Below are 16,587 nucleotides of genomic sequence, written 5' to 3' on the forward strand. Positions count from 1 at the left end.
TGATCCCGTGAACGGACAAGGCGGCAGGGAATCCGCCGCCTCGTGGAGTCAGGATCGTCGCGTGTGCTTAGTGGATGCCGCGCTGGGCAGCGCAGTTCTTGGCGACAGCGACTTCGATCAGGGCGATGCGCTCGCCGCGCACATGCGCCATGAACTCTTCATAGGTCGGATTCGGCGTCCGGATGCCGAGCAGGATAAACTGCAGCGTCGGATTGCGGCGAAGCTCGTCCCAGCTGTTGTTGTTGCTGGAGATCGGCACGTTCAGCGCCTGGATCCGGCTGGCGATCTCATCGCAGGAGAGATTGCGGAACTGGCTCGGATCGACCGGCTGGATGGCCTCGGTCTGCGCGCTGGCGGCGGTCGCGCCGGCAACAAATCCCAACGCTGCCAATGCGATCAACGAAAAGCGTCTCATCATGGTCTCCTGTCGCCGAAGCCTAAAATAGGGTTCGGAGCAATATAGAACGACGGGCGCCGCTTTGCATCGCGCTTTGCTGGCATGGCTAACGCCGCCTGCACGGGAAGCGCGAAACTCAATCGTTCTGCAGCAGCGCGGCCTCTTCCTCGGAGAGGCTCGCAGGGCGGACCGAGCTTTCCGGCAGGGTGACGGCGGATCCGGAAACGCCGGCCTGGAGAATGCCCTCCAGGATCTCCAGGACATGCAGCGCCAGTTCGCCGGATGCGCGCGGCGGCGAGCCATCGCTAAGGGACCGCGCGAGGTCCGCGACGCCGAGCATACGGTAGTTGGCGCGATCGGGCGCATCATAGGGCCAGTTGATGCGGCCGTGCAGCGTGTCGGCGGTGGAGAGTTCCCGCCATGGCTCGCCACGGGCGCTGAGACCGACCGTGCCGCCAAAAGTATCGGGATCCGGCAGGCGCATCGATCCCTCGGTGCCGTGCAGTTCGATCGGATGATTGCTATGCCGGAAGACATCCCAACTCATGCCGAGGGTGACGCTGGCGCCGGAGACGAACTCGATCAGCGCCATGATGGTGGTCGGCGTGCCGACGGGAAAGGTGCTGCCGTGGTTCGGTCCGGGCGCCGTGATCCTGCGCTCCACCTCACCGATCGTGCTCAGCGCCATGACCCGTTTCGCCCGGCCGAGCAGGTTGACCAGCATGGTGACGTAATAGGGGCCCATGTCGAGGACCGGGCCGCCGCCCGGCTGGTAGTAGAATTGCGGCGCCGGATGCCAGTGCTCCATGCCGCGCCCCATCATGAAGGCCGTTCCGGCGACCACCCGGCCGATGGCGCCCTCATCCATCAACCGCCGCGCCAGCCGGCCGGCCGCGCCCAGGAACGTGTCGGGCGCCGAACCGATGGCGAGGTTCCGCCGCCTGGCCTCCGCAACCAGGGTGCGGCCTTCGGCGGCCGTGGCGGCGAGGGGCTTTTCCGTGAAGACATGCTTGCCGGCAGAAAGCGCTGCCATTGAGATTTCGAAATGCGCGTTCGGGACCGTCAGGTTCAGGACGAGATCGACATCCTCCGCCGCCAGCAGCGCGTCCACGGTGAGCGCGCGCAGGCCGTACTCGCTCGCCCGTCTTTGAGCCGCCTCCCGCTGCATGTCGGCACAGGCACGCAGCTCCACGCCCGGAAACAGGGCGGCGTTGCGCAGATAGGTGCTGGCGATGTTGCCGCAGCCGATGACGCCAATTCCCAGTCGCTTCATGTCTGTCTCCCCCAACTTTCACACCCGTGCGAGTCCTCCCCCGAACTCGCACTCTGCGCCTCGATGCGCATTCGTGCGTCATCATGCTTGACCGGCGCGCACAAAACAGCAAGCATGATTTCAACGAACCGTAGTCGACGCGCGCCGGGCGCGGCGTCCGCAACCTGGAATCCGTGCATCATGCTGCAGATCGGCTGCCAGACCTATACTTGGGAAATGCTCGGCGACCGCTGGAGCGGCGGGCCGGACGATCTGCTCGATGCGATCGCCAGCGCCGGCTATTCCGGCATCGAGATCACCGACACCATGATCGGCTCCTATGTCGGCAAGCCGGAGGCCTTCGGCCGTGCGCTCTCGACGCGGGGACTGGAACTGGCCGCCTTCGCCTGCGCCAGCGACAGCGGCTACACCGAGCCCGACCGGCTCGCGAGTGATCTTGCCATGATCGATCGCACGCTCGATTTCGTGGCGGCGTTTCCAGGCGCGGTGCTGTCGCTGGGGAGCGCCACCGTAATGTCGCCGGGCGATCGCGAGGGAAAATTCGCGGCGGCTGCGGAGCTCTACAACGCGGCGGCCGAGCTGGGCGAGAAGGCGGGCGTGCCGATCGCCGTGCACCCCAGTTCGCATCACAACACGCTGCTGTTCAGCCGTGCCGACTATGACCGGCTATTTGCCCTGACCGACCCGATCCGGCTCGGCTGGGTGCCAGATACCGGCCATATCCTGCGCGGCGGCATGGATATTCTCGACACCTTGACCACCTATCGTGACCGCATCCGCTACCTGCATCTGAAGGATGTCGACGCGGCCGGCGACTGGCGGATGCTGGGTTCCGGCATCTGCGACACGCGGGCGGTGGTCGAGATCGTCGCCGCGAGCCCGAACTTCAACGGCTGGCTCGTGCTCGAAGAAGAATCGGACGTCGCCGCAGCAGGCCCGGCCAAGGCCGTCCAGACCAATCGCGAGACGATGCGAGCGCTGCTCGCGTGAACGCCAAGAAGGATATTCCATGCCCACGAAGGACGCGCGCAGGCTGCGGGTTGGCGTGCTCGGCTGCGGCCCGATCGCCCAGTTTGCCCATCTCGAATCCGCGGTGAAGGCCCGCAACGCCGACCTCTACGCGATCTGCGACGCGGCGCCCGACCTGCTGGCGCGAATGGGGGCGACCTACGAGCCGACCAAGGCCTATGCCGATTATGACGCCATGCTGGCCGATCCCGAGGTCGAGGCGGTCGTCGTCGCGATCTCCGACAGCTTTCACGTGCCGATGGCGATCCGCGCGCTGGAAGCCGGCAAGCCCGTGCTCTGCGAGAAGCCTCTCGGCGTCAATGTCGAGGAGGTCGAGGCGCTGAAGAAAGTCGTCGAGCGGACGGGCCTGACCCTGCAGGTCGGCCACATGAAGCGCTTCGATCCGGGGCTGGAGGCGGCAGAAAAGTTCATCCAGACGGAGATGGGCCAGATGCTCTCGCTCAAGGCCTGGTATTGCGACAGCACCCACCGCTACACGATGACCGACGCCGTCCAGCCGCTGCCGATCACCAGCAAGCTGGCCAGGAAGCCGAGCGAGAACCCCAAGGCGGACCTCAGGCGCTATTTCATGCTCGCCCATGGCAGCCATCTGGTTGATACCGCACGCTTTCTCTGCGGCGAGATCACCGAGGTAAGGGCGCGTCTACTGGAGCGTTTCGGCGCCTATAGTTGGTTCGTCGAGACCAGCTTCGCCAATGGCGTGCTGGGCCATCTCGACCTGACGGTCGCCGTCCGCATGGACTGGTTCGAGGGCTTCCAGCTCTATGGCGAAAACGGCAGCATCATCGCGAAGACCTACAATCCCTGGTACTTCAAATCGAGCGATGTCGAGATCTTCTCCGAGAAGGACGCGACCTATCATCGTCCGCTCGGTGCCGATGGTCACTTCTTCCGCCGCCAGCTCGAAGGCTTTACCGACACCGTCCTGAACGGCGTGCCGCAACGCGGTGCCAACATCGATGACGGGCTCGCTTCCGTACGCGCCATGGCGGCGATCGCCGAGTCGGCGCGCAGCGGCAAGTCTGTCCGCGTCGCGGACATGCAGGGGGCGGTCTGATGCGCCTCGGCATCTTCGCAAAGACGTTTTCTGGTAGCAATCCGTTAACCGTGCTGGCTGCCGTCAAGGCGGCCGGCTACGAGACCGCGCAGTTCAACATGGCCTGCGCCGGATTGCCGGCCATGCCGGATGAAATCCCTGCGGAGGCGATCGCGGCGATCCGGCAAGCGGTCGCCGAGACCGGCGTCGAGCTGGTGGCGCTTTCCGGCACCTACAACATGATCCATCCCGACCTGGCGGTGCGCCAAGATGGAATGCGCCGGCTCGGCTTGCTGCTCGACGCCGCGCAGCAGCTCGGCATCCCTCTGGTGACGCTCTGCACTGGCACGCGCGATCCATTGGACCAGTGGGCGCACCATCCCGACAATGCGACGCCCGAGGCCTGGGCCGACCTTCTGGCCGAGATGACCAAGGCGGTCGCGCTGGCCGAGGCGACGGGTGTCGATCTCGGTATCGAGCCCGAGCAGGCGAATGTCGTCACCTCGGCCGAGGACGGCAGGCGGCTGGTCGAAGCGATCGGCTCGGAGCGGATCCGCTTCGTGCTCGATCCGGCCAATCTGTTCGAGGTCGCGGATAGAGATACCGCGCGCGGCATCGTCGCCGACGCGGTCGAGCAATTGGCGGGCCGGATCGCCATGGCGCATGCCAAGGACCGTAACCCGGATGGCAGCTTTGCCACGGCTGGAACCGGCGTCGTGGACTTCCCGGACTTTTTCGCGCGGCTTCGGGCGGTCGGCTTCGACGGTCCCGTCGTGACCCATGGCCTCTCGGCCGAGGAGGCGCCCGGCGTCGCCCGCTATCTGTCGAGCCTGTTGCGGCCATGACCCATTCGACCTTCCAGCGCGACGATGCAGACCTCAGCGTCTTCGACAGCGGGACAGGCCTGCCGGTCGTGTTCCAGCACGGCCTCGGCGGCGACAATGGCCAGGTGGTGGAGAATTTCCCGGATGGCCCCGCCTATCGCCGGCTGACCGTCGAATGCCGGGCGCAGGGCCAGTCGCAACCCGGCACCACGCGGCCGTTCTCGATCGCCATGTTCGCTTCCGACATCCTCGCCGTCTGCGACGCGCGCGGCATCGATCGCTTCGTCATGGGCGGCATCTCGATGGGCGCGGCGATCGCGCTGCATATCGCCCATCGCCATTCGGACCGCGTCGCCGGTCTCGTGCTGGCGCGTCCGGCCTGGCTGTTCGATACGGCACCGGAAAACATGCGGCCCTATGCGCTGGTCGCGGAGCACCTGCGACGTCATCCGCCAGAGGAAGCCAAGGCCACGTTCGCCAGCTCGCCTTTGGCGCAGGATCTCGCCATTCACGCGCCCGACAATCTCGCCTCGCTGCTGAAATTCTTCGATCGCCCGGAGCCTGCCGTTACCGCCGACCTACTCGGCGGCATCGCGCTCGACGGGCCCGGCGTCACCGAGGAGGAGGCGAGGGCGCTCGGTGTGCCGACGCTGGTGATCGGGCATCGCGTCGATTCCGTCCATCCGCTCGCCTATGCGCAGCGTCTCGCCGAGATCATCCCCGGCGCCCGCCTGGCGGAGATAGCGCCCAAGGCGACCGACAAGCCGCGTCATATCCACGAATTCCGCAGCGAACTGGACAGCTTCCTGCGCACCCTCGATCCGTCCCGGGAGACGAACCCATGACCGCTACCAACAAGCCCGCTGCCGGCTGGCTCCAGGCCCTGCCGCGCGACCGAATGCTCGGCGAATTCTCGCTATGGTCGGCCGATCTCTGCAACATGGAACGCGATCTCGCCCGCATCGAGCCGCATGTCGATATCTGCCATATCGACGTCGCCGACGGCCATTTCGCGCCGGCCCTGCTATTCTTTCCCGATCTCGTCGCCCGCATCCGCGGCCTGACGCGCAAGCCGCTGCACGTGCACCTGATGGTCCAGGACAGCATCCTGCTGTCGCAGATCGAGCAGTTCGCGGAAGCGGGCGCCGACCTCATCTCCATCCACGTCGAAAACGCCGCCGTGGCCGAAGAGGCGCTGGCGCGGATCGCAGAACTCGGCGTCGAGACCGGCATGGTCGTGCGGCTGGAAACCCCGCTCGAGACCGTGAAGCCGTGGCTTTCAAAACTCGCCTTCGTGACGCTGCTCGGCACGGCGATCGGCGTGAAGGGCGTGGGGCTCGCGGAGGAAGCCTGCCCGCGGCTTCAGGCCGTCCGCGCCATGCTGAAGGAAGCGGGCCTCGAGGACTCCGTCCGCCTCGCCTCCGATGGCGGCAACCGGCACGATACCGTGCCGCGCCTGCGCGCCGCCGGCGCCGAGACCGTCGTGCTGGGCTCGCTCGCCTTCGGCGATCCCGATCTCGCCGCCCGCATGGCGTGGCTGCACGCGCTTCCCGGCCCGGGCGAGGCGGCATGACGCGCGCGGCGCTCGCCATCGATCTCGGTGGTACGGACCTGCGCGCCGCCGTCGTCGAGGCGACCGGCCGCGTCGCCGCCTTCGCATCGACGCCGACCGATGCGAAGGGTGGCCCCGACGCGGTCATCGCCCAGATGGTGGCGCTGCTCGGTCAGGTGCGCGCCGAGACGCCGGAAGCGGACATCGTCGGCCTCGGCGTTGGAGCGCCCGGTCCTCTCGATCCCGATGCGGGCATCGTCGTCGATGCGCCGACGCTCGTCGGCTGGCGCAACGTACCGCTCGCCGCCATCCTGTCCGAGCGTCTCGGTGTCGCCGTCCGGCTGGAAAACGACGCCAACGCAGCCGCTCTCGGCGAATGGCGCTTTGGCGCCGGGCAGGGCACGCAATCCCTCGTTTTCGTGACCGTCTCGACCGGTATCGGCGGCGGGGTGATCGTCGACGGGCACCTGCTGCATGGACGTCGCGGTCTCGCCGGAGAGATCGGTCACATGGCGGTTTCCGAGCGGCCGGTGCGCTGCGCCTGTGGCGGTCTCGGCTGCTGGGAGGCCTTTGCCTCGGGCACGGCGCTGGCGCGCGAGGCCAGCCATTTGGTGGCGTCCGGCGGCGCGCCCGGGATCGGCCGTCTCGCCGGAAGCGATCCGGTCACCGGCCGGCATGTCGCCGAGGCCGCCCGGCAGGGCGACGGGCCCGCACTGCAGCTGCTGGATGAGGAGGCGCGCTGGCTCGGCGTCGGCCTGACCAATCTGCTGCATCTCTACTCGCCGGAACGGCTGATCCTGGGCGGCGGCGTCGGCAGCCTGCTGCCGATGATACAGGAGCGCATCCGGCGCACGATTGGGGAACGGGCGATGGCGGCGTTTCGCGACGTGCCGGTGGTCCAGGCCGCGCTCGGCCGCAATGCCGGCCTTGTCGGCGCCGCCAGCCTCATGCTTCCGGAGGCATCATGAGCCAGGACGACAGCCACACGACCGTTCCCACCGAATCCGACGCAGCCGGCGGTGCGCTGCCGGCGCTTCGGCATAGCCGGCTGCTGCAATACTTGCAGGACCGCGGGCAGGCGACCGTCGCCGAACTCGTCACGCTGCTGGACGTCTCGCGCGATACGGTGCGCCGGGACCTGGATCTGCTGGAACGACGCGGGCTGCTGGTCCGGACCCATGGCGGCGCGGTGACCAAGGATCGCCTCGTCCGGGTCGACACGACCATGGGCCTGCGCATGGACGAACATGTCGAGGCCAAGCGGCGGATCGGGCATGCGGCCTCCGACCTCATCCGCGATGATGAGACTCTGATCCTGAATGGTGGCTCGACGATCTGCTTCTTTGCAGCGGCGCTGGGCGGGCGGCGCAGCCTCACCATCGTGACAAACAATCTGCGTTTGCCGGCCGTGGTGCCGGAAGGCAGCATCCAGTCGATCCACATCCTCGGCGGGTCGTATTGGCCCAACTACCAGGTGACGATCGGCGCCATCGGCTTCGCGGCGGTCGCCGGCATCCATGCCGACACGGCGGTGATCGGCTGTTCCGGCGTCTCGGCGTCCGGCATCTCAATGACCAAGCTGGACGAGGCGGCGCATACCGCCGGCATGATCGGCGTCGCGTCGCGCACCATCGTCGTGGCCGATCAGAGCAAGTTCGGCATCACGGCCTTCGCCAACATCGCGCCGCTCGATGATATCCAGTGCCTCGTCACGGATGCCGAGCCACCGCCGGAACTCGCCGCCGCGCTGGAGCGGGCAGGGGTGCAGGTGATCGTCTGCGGGGAGTGAGGGCGCGGCCTGGTTGGAAAGATTTGATCCGCAGCCCGAGCGGGCTCGTCGCCCCGGCGAAGGCCGGGGCCCGTAGGCACAGGCCTTTCAAGGCTCAGCATAATTTCTGGTCAGGGGCGGTGGGTATGGATCCCGGCCTTCGCCGGGATGACGGCGGAGCGGAGGGCAGATGAAAAACTTACAACACGGGAACTCGCAGTGTCCGCAGAGGCCCTTCACCTCTCCCTGAAGGAGAGGTCGACGGCCGAAAGGCCGGCGGGTGAGGGGTTACGGCCTCACCGGTCAGGCTCCCGACAGCATGTTGTTCTAGCCGGATGGTTCCCTAAACCCTCGCCCGGAGCTGCGCTCCGACCTTTCCCCCAGGCAGAGGTGAAGGGAAAAAAACCTCACCATCTCAACGGCCGCGAGCTAGTTCAGCGCGCCGACCTTGCGGGCCACATAGACGTCGCCGCGGCGCTCGGAGAAATATTCGCGGATCTGCGGGTGGCGCAGGGGCTCGTCGGAATCGTCGGCCAGCAGGTTTTGCTCCGAGACATAGGCGACATATTCCGTGTCGGCGTTCTCGGCGAGCAGGTGATAGAAGGGCTGGTCCCGCGACGGCCGCGCATCGGCGGGGATCGCGTCCCACCATTCCTCGGTGTTGGAAAAGACAGGATCGACGTCGAAGATCACGCCGCGGAACGGGAAGCTCCGGTGGCGGACGATCTGTCCGATCTGGAATTTGGCTGTACGCGGCTGAACCATGGCCTGTCCACTTGTCACGGGCTGGCCAAAAGCCACGATGTCCGCGCCGCGTCAACCTCCGCGAACCATTTAGCCGCCTGAGGGACTTTGACGCTTGGGTTCAAAGATGCGGCGTAAGCCCCTGGCGCATCACCAGGCGCTTCAGCTTCGGCAGCCGGTCGATGGCGTAGAGGCCGACGCCGCGCAGGGCCTGGACCGGCAGGAAATCGGTCAGCAGCGTGCGGTTCAACGCGTCGACCGCCGTCGTCCTTGAGAGCACGTCACCAATCCGGGCGCGATCATAGGCGGAGATCGCCTCGGCGCTGCCGGGATCGGCGCGATGGTCGCGAACCACGCCGGCGAAGGCCGCGGCATCGCGCAGGCCCAGATTGAGCCCCTGCGCGCCGATCGGCGGAAACACATGCGCGGCTTCGCCGATCAGCGCGATGCGCCGGGCCGCGAAATGACGCGCCGTCTGACCGGAAAGCGGGAAGACCTGCCGGTTGCCGGCGATGGTGATCTTGCCGACGATCGAGCGGGAGCGCCGCTCGAATTCGGCCGCCAGCGCCTCGTCATCCAGCTTGGAAAGACGCTCCGCTTCGGCGGGGCTTTCGACGCAGACGATCGCCGAGCGAAGGCCCGGCATCGGCACGATGGTGAACGGGCCGGTTTCGGTGTGGAACTCGGTCGAGACGTCGTCATGCGGCCGGCTGTGCGCGATGTTCGCCACCAAAGCTGCCTGCGGATAGGACCAGCTTCGCACCGCGAGGCCGGCCGCGTCGCGGGCCTTGGAACGCCTTCCATCCGCCGCGCCGAGAAGCTTCGCCCGCACCTCGGCGCCATCCGTGGTCACGACGCGGACCGAATCCTCCGATGGCAGGATTTCCGATGCGAAGCCCGTGACGCGCTCGATGCCGGCCTGTTCGATCGCTTCATCCAGCGCGGCGATGAGCACGGCATTGGGGATGTTGTAGCCGAATGCCTCGCGGCCAACCTCATGCGCATGGAACTCGACCAGCGGCGCCCGGATCAGGCGGCGCGTAGCATCGACGATTCGCATGGTGCGAAGTGGCGCGGATTTCGCTTCCACCGACGCCCAGACGCCGGTTTCCTGCAGGATCTCAACCGAGGCGCCGAGCATGGCAACGGTGCGCTCGTCGCGCGGCGGTGTGTTGGGGGCGATCAGTGTGACCGAGGCGCCGTGACGGCGTGCCAGCAGGGCAGCCACCAGCCCTGCCGGGCCACCACCGACGACGGCTACATCGCGAAGATCATCACTCATGACGGGGCCTGCGTTCTTGAATCGCCTGGGTTGGAGCGGCTACGGACCAGCCGGACGGCCAGGGCGCCGATCGCCATTGCGACGAGGAAGATCAGTATGTCGGGCAGCGCGAACGCAATATTGGCGATCGCCGGGCCCGGACACAAGCCGGAGAGGCCCCAGCCGACCCCGAACAGGACTGAGCCCAGCACCAGAGGAGCGTCGACGCGCCGCGCCGCCGGGCCGGAGAAGGTCGAGGCGGCGATCGGATGGCGGTGGCGGTGTGCGATGCGGATGGCCGCCATGCTGACCAGCACGGCCGAGGCCAGAACAAAGGCGAGGCTCGGGTCCCAGCCGCCCGTGGCGATGGCCCCGATGTCGAGGAAGGCCTTCACCTTGGCCGGATAGATCATGCCGGAGATCGCGAGGCCGAGGCCGAACAGCAGCCCCGACGCGAGGGCGCCCAGATAAAACGCAGTCGGTCGTGCGATCAAAGCCCGTGCCTCACGACATAGACCGTGGCGATGGCGGAAAGCATGAAGACGAGCACGGCGACGATCGAGCGGGCCGAGAGCCGCGCCAGTCCGCAGACGCCGTGACCCGACGTGCACCCCCGCGCGAGCGCCGTGCCGACGCCAACGAGAAGCCCGGAGGCGGCCAGTTCGTACCGGCCGATGCCGAGGCTCGGCATGGCCGCGGATGCGTCGGAAATCAGCCGGGGCGCGAAGGCCAGGCCGAGGGCCGCGCCGAGCGGGAGTCCGACCAGGAACAGCAGCCGCCACCGCACGTCGTCGAGGCGCCCAGACAGCGCCGAGCCGAAGATCGACGAGATGCCGGCGATGCGGCCGTTGACAATCCACAGCAGGCCGGCGGCGGCGCCAATCAAGGCGCCTCCGATCGTCGCGGATATGGGCGAAAAGCCGATCATACGGATCTCCCGAGTTGCCGGCATGGTGGTCGAGGCGTCCGGGAGGGGCAATCCTGTCAGATGTCGCAGGTCACGACGCCGCAGAGGCTATTGCCAGTGAGCCGTTCTGCACGTATCGACAGTTCATGCAGCCAAAGGCGCTGGATGCGGCTCCCACCTCCTGGCGGCCGGTGCAGCAGGGGAGCCTCATGCCGACGACGAAGACTTGGGCCGTTCATCTCCTTACGGCGAGCGGTGCCGGATTCGCGATGCTGGCAGCGCTTGCCGTCATGCGCGGCGCATGGGTCGAGGCCTTCATCTGGCTCGGAGCAGCGCTGTTCGTCGATGCCGTCGACGGTCCGCTGGCGCGCGGCTTCCGTGTCGGCGAGCGCGTGCCGTGGTTCGATGGCGCGATCCTCGACATGGTCATCGACTACACGACCTATGTCTTCATTCCCGCCCTGATCCTGGCCCGTTCGGACCTGATGCCGCCTTCGCTGGCGGCGCCCGCCGGCATTCTCGTCGCCGTCATCGGCGCGTTGTATTTCGCGGATACGCGGATGAAGACGCGCGAATATGGCTTCCGCGGCTTTCCCGCTGTCTGGAACATGGTGGTGTTCGTGCTGATGGTGTTCGCGCCGTCGCCGATCTTTTCCGTTGTCGTCATCGTGGCGCTGGCGGCGCTGACCTTCTCGCCGGTCGAGTTCGTCCACCCGGTCCGGGTCAAGCGGCTGCGGCCGCTGACGTTGGCGGTGACGCTGGCCTGGTCGATCTTTTCGCTGCTCGCGGTCTTTGCCCAGCTGCGGCCGAATCAGCTCGTGCTGGCCGGCCTGGGGCTCACGACCATCTATCTGACCTTTATCGGCGCGGTGCTGCAGGCCACGCGCTTCCGCCTGCCCCAGAAAACCTAACCGAGGCGCCGCGCCAGATGAACGTCGATCTTCTCTTCCAGCCCGCCGCATGGGCCAGTTTCCTGACGCTTTCCGTCATGGAGATCGTTCTCGGCATCGACAACATCGTCTTCATCTCGGTTCTCGTCGCGCGGTTGCCGGCGGAGCAGGCCAAGCGCGCCCGCCAGATCGGCCTCGGGCTGGCGCTGGTGTTCCGCATCATCCTGCTGATGGTGCTGGCGTATCTCGTCGGCCTGACCCAGCCTGTCTTCACCCTGTTCGACCACCCGTTCTCGTGGCGCGACCTGATCCTGCTCGCCGGTGGTCTGTTCCTTGTCTACAAGGCGACGCACGAGATCCATAAGGGCGTCGAGGGCGAGGGGGACGGCTCGTCCGGTCCGATCACGGCCGGCTTCGCCGCCGTGGTGTCGCAGATCATCGTCATCGACATCGTCTTCTCGGTCGATTCGATCATCACCGCGATCGGCATGGCCGAGCATCTCGAGATCATGATCGCGGCCGTCATCGTCGCGATGATCGTCATGTACATCGCCTCCGGCCCGATCTCGCACTTCATCGAGCATCACCCGACGACCAAAATGCTGGCCCTGGCCTTCCTGCTGATGATCGGCGCGGCGCTGATCGCCGACGGCATCGGCTTCCACATCCCGCGCAGCTACCTCTATGCGGCGATGGCGTTCTCGACCGTCGTGGAGGTGCTCAACGTGGTTGCGCAGCGAAACCGAAAGAAGGCGTCCTGACGGGGCGTTTTCGCCGGGATCGGCGAGATTGAATCGGTTCTAGAATCGGTTGCATGGGGTCGGAGGGGCCTGTACAAGGGATTTTCCCCTTTTTGGCGGGCGTTTTCGCCCGGATGGCGCATCCATCCACGCGGTCCCGGCTGCGTCCACCACCCAGCAACGACAGAGTCCGAAATGGGCCTTTCCTTCGCGTCCGCGCGCCTCATCATGGCGCTGTTCTTCTTCTATTCCAGCTCCATGGCGAACTGGCTGATCCGCATTCCGGACGTCCAGCACAAGCTCGGAATGGATCCGGCGACGCTGGCGATCTGCCTGCTCGGGGTGCCGATCGGCCTCGTCACCTCGATGGCGTTCTCGGGCGCCGTCGTCGAATGGCTCGGCCCGCGCCGCGCCATCAAGATCGGCTTCCCGCTGCTGCTCGTGCCGTTGCTGCTGCCGGGCTTCGCGCCCACGCCGACGCTGCTGTTCTTCGCGCTCGTGCTGGTCGGCCTCGGCATGGGCCCGCTCGAGGTCGCCCTCAACGTCACGGCCGACCGGATCGGCCGCGCCATCGGCCGCACGGTCATGTCGCGCTGCCATGCCTTCTGGAGCTTCGGCCTGATGGGCGGCAGCATCACCGGATCGCTCGCCGCCACCTACAACCTGCCGCCCGAGATCCACATGATCGTGGTCGTGATCTGCGTATTCGTGATCGGCGAGGCGCTGGCGTCGCGCCTGCCGCATATCGAGACGGCCGAGGACGACGCGCCGAAGGTCAAGACATCCTCCTTCGTTCTGCCGTCGCCGAAGATCGTGCTGCTCTGCCTGTTCGCCTTCGGCATGCTGCTCGTCGAGGGCGGCATCATCGACTGGAGCGCGATCTATCTGCGCGACGTCTTTGGCGCCACGCCGCCGACGACCGGATATGCGCTGACCGCCTTCAGCCTGGTCATGGCGTTTGGCCGCCTGGCCGGCGACTGGCTTTCCATGCGCTATGGCGCGGTGCAGATGGGACGCGTCTGCTGCACGGTGGCGCTCGTGGGCCTGCTGGTCATGGTCTTCGCCGTCAACCCGTTCATGGTCATCGCCGGCGCAGCGGCTACCGGCTTCGGCGTCTCGATCGTCTTCCCGCTCGCCGTCACGGCGGCTGCCTCGCGCGAAGGTCCGCCCGCCGTCAACGTCGCGGCGCTGTCGCTGCTTTCCTTCTCAGGCTTCCTGCTCGGGCCGCCCATGGTCGGCTTCGTCGCCCAGTTTGGCGGCTACCGCATGGGCATGGCGACCCTGCTGCTCGCGACCCTCATGAGCCTGCTGCTTTCCGGCGAGGTACGGCCGCGCAAGCCCGCCAGCACGCGGATCCCGGCCAAGGACGGCGGCCGCGACACCGCCGCCGAGTCGGTATAGCCTAGACGGAAGAGGCCGGCCGCAGCGCCGGCCTCCTTCATTCCACGCCCGTGCGCCCCGCCTGTTTGACGTCCGCGCGGCGTATAGCAGAGAGCAGGAGACGGTCATGGTCGCGGCGATCGAGGTTCACGCCATCCGGGTTCATTCGCATGGCGGACCCAAGGTGCTTTCCTTCGACAAGATCGAGGTCGGCGCACCGGGACCCGGCCAGGTCCGCCTTCGCCACACGGCCATCGGCCTCAATTTCGTGGATACCTATTTCCGCACCGGTCTCTACCCGGCGCCCGGCCCGTTCCCTTTCGTGCTCGGCAGCGAGGGCGTCGGCGTCGTCGAGGCAGTGGGCGAGGGCGTCACCGAGTTCAAGGTCGGCGACCGCGTCGGCTATGCCGACCCGATGGGCTCCTATGCCGAGGCACGCCTGTCGCCGGCGGCCCGGCTGATCCACATCCCCGATGGCATCAGCGACCAGATCGCGGCGTCGTCCATGCTGAAGGGTATGACCGCGCGCTACCTGCTGCGCGAGACGTTCAAAGTCGGCCCCGCGCACACCATACTCTACCACGCAGCCGCCGGCGGCGTCGGCCAGATCGCCACGCAGTGGGCCAAGGCGCTCGGCGCCACTGTGATCGGCACGGTCGGTTCCGAGGAGAAGGCGGCGATCGCCCGCAAGCTCGGCTGCGACCATGTCATCAATTACAGGACCGAGAATTTCGTCGAGCGCGTCGTGGAGATCACCGGCGGCGCCAAGGTCGACGTCGTCTACGACTCGGTCGGCAAGGACACGTTCCCGGCCTCGCTCGACTGCCTGAAGCGCCGCGGGATGTGGGTCTCCTTCGGCAACGCCTCCGGCGCGGTGCCGCCCTTCTCCATCGGCATCCTGAACCAGAAGGGCTCGCTGTTCGCGACTCGCCCGTCACTGGGCGGCTATGTCGCCGAGCGCGGCGAACTGGTCGAGACGGCGAAGGATCTGTTCGACGTCATCCTGTCGGGCAAGGTCGTCGTGGCGGAGCCGCAGACCTACAAGCTCGCCGACGCGGCAGAAGCCCAGCGCGCGCTGGAAGGCCGGCAGACGACAGGCTCGGTGGTGCTGATCCCGTAGGGCTTCCCGCTCTGGCGTCGTCGACGCATTTCCGGGCCTCCCTCGGTCGTCATCCCGGCGGAGGCCGGGATCCAGACGCACTGGCCGAAGTCTAGCGGGCCGGGTACCATCTGCCTTGGCCCGTGGCTATGGGCCCCGGCCTTCGCCGGGGCGACGGCGCCAGCGCAGATGACTGGACGGCGCCTTATTTGAGGACTCGTTTTCGCGGCGCCTCAGCGTGCGGGTCGTAAGTTCGAAAAGCCTGATTTCATCCTCGATCCGGGCTTCTCTTCACCTCTCCCTGAGGGAGAGGTCGACGGCCGCAGGCCGGCGGGTGAGGGTTTACGGCCTCGCCGCGACTGGCTCTTCGGACTGACGCTCTATCCGGAAAGTTCCCTAAACCCTCACCCGGAGTTTCGCTCCGACCTCTCCCTCAGGGAGAGGTGAGGGCCTGTCCTGCAGGGACGAGCTCTGCCCCTGCCCAAGCCCTTTCAAGATAGCCCGTCACGCGCCGCAAAGTGGCTGCTGGCGAGGTTGAAGAAGGCCGCGGGGGCGTAGCGCAGATCGCCGCCTTTGCGGATCACCATGCCGAACCGGTTGAGTGGCAGGCCCTTGTCGGCGATCGGCCGGAACACGACCTCGCCGCTGGCCAGTTCCCGCTCGATGCCGAGCGGCGTCATGAAGGACAGGTAGCGGCCGGTCTTGGCCAGTTCGAACAGCATGCGGATCGAGTTCACCTCGACGAAGGAGCGCCCACGCGACGCATCCTGGGTCAGGAACGGCTCGATCACCTCGCGGATCGACAGGCCATGTCGCGGCACCGCAAAAGCGTGTGAAAAGCAGGTGGCGAAGCTCGGCCGCATCTCGCCCGCCAGCGGGTGATCGGCCCGCATCACCGCACCGATCGGCAGGTCGCGCCGGATGGCGATCTCGATGCCGCGATGCTGCGCCGCCAGGAAGGTGAAACCGATATCGACCTCGGAATCGACCACCATGGCGATGGCCTCCTGTGCCGAGGCCATGCGGATATCGACATGCAGGCTCGGATATTGCGCGCTGAAATCGGCGACGATGCCGGGCAGGATGGTCAAGCCGACGCTCTCCACCGTGGCGATGCGGACGGTGCCGGTCTTCAGTCCTGCCAGCAAGCTCAGCTGCGACACCGCCGCCTCGAGCGGTGCCGCCAATTGCCGGCAGTGGCGGTAGAGGATCTCGCCCGCCGGCGTCAGGCGCAGCCGGCGCGACTCGCGGACAAACAGGGGCATTTCCAGCGTCTGTTCGAGATGGCCGATCTGTCGCGCCACGGCCGAGGAGGCCACGTTGAGCCGCCGCGCGGTCTCGCGCATCGACAGGGTCTCGGCGACCATCGTGAAATAGATCAGCGACGGCGTATGGAACAGCCGCGCCAGGCTGGCGGGCGAGAGGGTGTTCTTGCTCTCCTGAACCATGCGGGCCGCCTTGCTATCCGTACCACTGTTGCCTTTTCAGCAGCACCTTGCGCTTCAACTGGCAGTATCATGGACATTGGAGGCGTTCTAGCATGATGATGGGGGATGGCCGCAGGATTGCGTTGCAGTCACCGCCTGCCGCATTAAGATGCACCAAATGATCAAAAATTCCATTTGATCAAACCTTAGGCATCTCTCTATCTTCGTCCGAACCGGACGCGCGAGAAGCATTGGATACG

General features: G+C 66.8%; 18 protein-coding genes. 11 read left to right on the forward strand and 7 right to left on the reverse strand.

Annotated elements, in window-relative coordinates:
- Nucleotides 1-67: 67 nt before the first annotated feature.
- Both ABIE08_RS04785 and ABIE08_RS04790 read right to left on the reverse strand, forming a co-directional pair.
- Nucleotides 68-415, reverse strand: a complete 348-nt coding sequence (locus ABIE08_RS04785) for a hypothetical protein (RefSeq protein WP_354549122.1) — start codon at nt 413-415, stop codon at nt 68-70.
- A gap of 118 nt (nt 416-533) precedes the next feature.
- Nucleotides 534-1,670, reverse strand: coding sequence for a Gfo/Idh/MocA family protein (locus ABIE08_RS04790; RefSeq protein ID WP_354549123.1), 1,137 nt, complete (start codon nt 1,668-1,670; stop codon nt 534-536).
- 180 nt (nt 1,671-1,850) lie between these two features.
- On the opposite strand from ABIE08_RS04790, the gene ABIE08_RS04795 reads away from it, so the two are divergent.
- Genes ABIE08_RS04795 through ABIE08_RS04825 form a run of 7 tightly spaced genes read left to right on the forward strand, consistent with a single transcriptional unit; the run spans nt 1,851 to nt 7,900 of the window.
- Nucleotides 1,851-2,660 carry a sugar phosphate isomerase/epimerase family protein gene (locus tag ABIE08_RS04795; protein ID WP_354549125.1) on the forward strand — a complete coding sequence of 270 codons (810 nt, stop codon included), beginning with the start codon at nt 1,851-1,853 and terminating at the stop codon, nt 2,658-2,660.
- A 19-nt stretch (nt 2,661-2,679) separates the two neighbouring features.
- A complete protein-coding gene (locus ABIE08_RS04800; protein WP_354549127.1) occupies nt 2,680-3,756 on the forward strand; it encodes a Gfo/Idh/MocA family protein in 1,077 nt (358 codons plus the stop codon).
- Nucleotides 3,756-4,580: a sugar phosphate isomerase/epimerase family protein gene (locus ABIE08_RS04805; RefSeq protein ID WP_354549128.1), complete on the forward strand. Its 825-nt coding sequence runs from the start codon at nt 3,756-3,758 to the stop codon at nt 4,578-4,580. The genes ABIE08_RS04800 and ABIE08_RS04805 overlap by 1 nt, the downstream gene beginning before the upstream one ends.
- Entirely contained in the window at nt 4,577-5,404 is an 828-nt protein-coding gene (locus ABIE08_RS04810; protein ID WP_354549130.1) for an alpha/beta fold hydrolase, read from the forward strand. Before ABIE08_RS04805 ends, ABIE08_RS04810 begins: the two co-directional genes overlap by 4 nt.
- Nucleotides 5,401-6,132, forward strand: a complete 732-nt coding sequence (locus ABIE08_RS04815; protein ID WP_354549132.1) for a ribulose-phosphate 3-epimerase — start codon at nt 5,401-5,403, stop codon at nt 6,130-6,132. Before ABIE08_RS04810 ends, ABIE08_RS04815 begins: the two co-directional genes overlap by 4 nt.
- Complete coding sequence (locus ABIE08_RS04820) at nt 6,129-7,079, forward strand: ROK family protein (protein ID WP_354549133.1); 951 nt, start codon at nt 6,129-6,131, stop codon at nt 7,077-7,079. Before ABIE08_RS04815 ends, ABIE08_RS04820 begins: the two co-directional genes overlap by 4 nt.
- Nucleotides 7,076-7,900: a DeoR/GlpR family DNA-binding transcription regulator gene (locus tag ABIE08_RS04825; RefSeq protein ID WP_354549135.1), complete on the forward strand. Its 825-nt coding sequence runs from the start codon at nt 7,076-7,078 to the stop codon at nt 7,898-7,900. The genes ABIE08_RS04820 and ABIE08_RS04825 overlap by 4 nt, the downstream gene beginning before the upstream one ends.
- Nucleotides 7,901-8,308: 408 nt before the next feature.
- On the opposite strand, the gene hspQ is transcribed toward ABIE08_RS04825, so the two are convergent.
- The 4 genes from hspQ to ABIE08_RS04845 all read right to left on the reverse strand — a co-directional run bounded on the left by hspQ (nt 8,309) and on the right by ABIE08_RS04845 (nt 10,812).
- Complete coding sequence (gene hspQ, locus ABIE08_RS04830) at nt 8,309-8,644, reverse strand: heat shock protein HspQ (protein ID WP_354549137.1); 336 nt, start codon at nt 8,642-8,644, stop codon at nt 8,309-8,311.
- Nucleotides 8,645-8,744: 100 nt separating this feature from the next.
- A complete protein-coding gene (locus ABIE08_RS04835; protein ID WP_354549138.1) occupies nt 8,745-9,905 on the reverse strand; it encodes a UbiH/UbiF family hydroxylase in 1,161 nt (386 codons plus the stop codon).
- On the reverse strand, nt 9,902-10,378 hold the full coding sequence (locus tag ABIE08_RS04840; RefSeq protein ID WP_354549140.1) for a DUF6691 family protein: 477 nt from the start codon (nt 10,376-10,378) through the stop codon (nt 9,902-9,904). Before ABIE08_RS04840 ends, ABIE08_RS04835 begins: the two co-directional genes overlap by 4 nt.
- Nucleotides 10,375-10,812 (reverse strand): YeeE/YedE family protein, encoded by a 438-nt coding sequence (locus ABIE08_RS04845; protein ID WP_354549142.1) that lies wholly within the window; start codon nt 10,810-10,812, stop codon nt 10,375-10,377. Before ABIE08_RS04845 ends, ABIE08_RS04840 begins: the two co-directional genes overlap by 4 nt.
- A gap of 188 nt (nt 10,813-11,000) precedes the next feature.
- On the opposite strand from ABIE08_RS04845, the gene ABIE08_RS04850 reads away from it, so the two are divergent.
- The 4 genes from ABIE08_RS04850 (at nt 11,001) to ABIE08_RS04865 (ending at nt 14,921) form a co-directional block, all read left to right on the forward strand.
- Nucleotides 11,001-11,702, forward strand: coding sequence for a CDP-alcohol phosphatidyltransferase family protein (locus tag ABIE08_RS04850; RefSeq protein ID WP_354549144.1), 702 nt, complete (start codon nt 11,001-11,003; stop codon nt 11,700-11,702).
- Between the two features lie 17 nt (nt 11,703-11,719).
- Nucleotides 11,720-12,442: a TerC family protein gene (locus ABIE08_RS04855; protein ID WP_354549145.1), complete on the forward strand. Its 723-nt coding sequence runs from the start codon at nt 11,720-11,722 to the stop codon at nt 12,440-12,442.
- A 174-nt stretch (nt 12,443-12,616) separates the two neighbouring features.
- Nucleotides 12,617-13,822, forward strand: a complete 1,206-nt coding sequence (locus tag ABIE08_RS04860) for an MFS transporter (RefSeq protein WP_354549147.1) — start codon at nt 12,617-12,619, stop codon at nt 13,820-13,822.
- A 106-nt stretch (nt 13,823-13,928) separates the two neighbouring features.
- Nucleotides 13,929-14,921, forward strand: a complete 993-nt coding sequence (locus tag ABIE08_RS04865) for a quinone oxidoreductase family protein (protein ID WP_354549149.1) — start codon at nt 13,929-13,931, stop codon at nt 14,919-14,921.
- Between the two features lie 470 nt (nt 14,922-15,391).
- Here the strand turns inward: ABIE08_RS04865 and ABIE08_RS04870 are convergent, their stop codons facing one another.
- Nucleotides 15,392-16,348 carry a LysR family transcriptional regulator gene (locus ABIE08_RS04870; protein ID WP_354549150.1) on the reverse strand — a complete coding sequence of 319 codons (957 nt, stop codon included), beginning with the start codon at nt 16,346-16,348 and terminating at the stop codon, nt 15,392-15,394.
- Nucleotides 16,349-16,587: the final 239 nt, after the last annotated feature.

The organism is Kaistia defluvii (assembly GCF_040548815.1).
Lineage (GTDB): Bacteria > Pseudomonadota > Alphaproteobacteria > Rhizobiales > Kaistiaceae > Kaistia > Kaistia defluvii_A.